Origin of the sequence: Phytoactinopolyspora endophytica, assembly GCF_004138495.1 — a bacterium.
Lineage (GTDB): Bacteria > Actinomycetota > Actinomycetes > Jiangellales > Jiangellaceae > Phytoactinopolyspora > Phytoactinopolyspora endophytica.
Map to the genome: position 1 here is coordinate 659,719 of NZ_ML142849.1, position 1,340 is coordinate 661,058.

General features: G+C 67.8%; 2 pseudogenes. One reads left to right on the plus strand and one right to left on the minus strand.

The features are described 5' to 3' along the window. Positions 1-556: pseudogene (locus ELR45_RS36585) on the minus strand (SAM-dependent methyltransferase); the annotation flags it as partial. Between the two features lie 179 nt (positions 557-735). On the opposite strand from ELR45_RS36585, the pseudogene ELR45_RS36590 reads away from it, so the two are divergent. Beyond that, a pseudogene (locus ELR45_RS36590) lies at positions 736-1,340 on the plus strand (alpha-mannosidase); the annotation flags it as partial.

Sequence of the window (1,340 nt, forward strand, 5' to 3'; positions counted from 1 at the left end):
GGCCGGCACCACACCCGACGTCGGCGAAGGTGGCGCCTTCTTCCAATCTGCGCTCGACGTCCGGTACCGCGGGCAGCCAGTCCGGCAGCAGCAGGTTGGCGAACCAGCCTTCGGTGAAGCGTTCCATCCCGGCCCAGACATCGCCCGGGTAGGCGCTCTGGGCGACTCCACCTCCGGTCCGGAACGCGGTCAGAAGTGGGTCGAGCACGGCCAGCATGCCGTACGTCATCTGATTGACACCGCCGAAGAACATCGGCCCGCCCTCGTCGATCAGGACTGGCTCGTGCTCCCTCGGCAACGCGTAGCGATCGTGGTCCCGGTCGTAGGTGAGGTAACCGGCGGCCAGTTGCCCGCGCAGCCACTCACGCGCGTACCGCTCGACGATACCGGTCCGCTCCGCCAGTTCCGTGCTGGTGGCAGGATTCTGCGCCAGCGCGCGGTAAAGCCCCAGCTTCTCGCCGAGCATGGCGAACAGGGCCGCGGACATCCCGGCATGGTCGCCGAGCGCCCTTTCCATGAACTCCTCGGTCTTGGCTTGGTCGATGGTCTCGGTCATGGATACCCCCTTTTTGGGTGAGAGACGACAGTGCTCGGGCGCGCCCCGGATCTTGCGTTCAGTCACCGTCGCAGCGGCTGTTCAACAGAGGGTCAGAACCGAGTAAAGGCACTGCAATGAAAGACTGGAAAGCGACGCCCGGTAGCGACCACACGGACCCCGGAAAGGACAGTGCGACGATGCACGACGACCGCAAACTGATCGAAGACCGGTTGGAACGCGTCCTGCGCGACCGGATCCGTCCGGCGGTGTACCCGCAGGCCGTCGAGCTCTCCGTCGAGGCATGGCATGCACCGGGCGAGCCGGTCGCACCGGCCACCGGGCTTGCTGCCGAGTACGGTCCCGCGTCCGTCGGCGACGCGTGGGGGCCACCGTGGGGAACGACGTGGTTCAGGTTCACCGGGCAGGTGCCCGACGCGTGGGCGGGGCGCACGGTGGAGGCCGTCGTCGACCTCGGGTTCAACTCCGGTGGTCCCGGCTTCACCGCCGAAGGGCTCGTGTACTCCCCGGACGGCAAGGCGGTCAAAGGGCTGCATCCGCGTAGCCGCTGGCTGCGCATCGGCAATCCGGCGAAGGGCGGCGAGGACGTCTCCTTCTACGTCGAGGCCGCCGCCAACCCGGTCATCCAGGGCCCGGTGACGATGCTCGGCGACAAGAGCACCGCCGGCGACGAGCCGCTGTACCGGCTCGCACAGGCCGACCTCGCCGTGTTCGACGCCACCGTGTGGGAGCTGGTCCAGGACCTTGAGGTGCTCTCCCAGTTGATGCATGAGCTCCCGGTGGA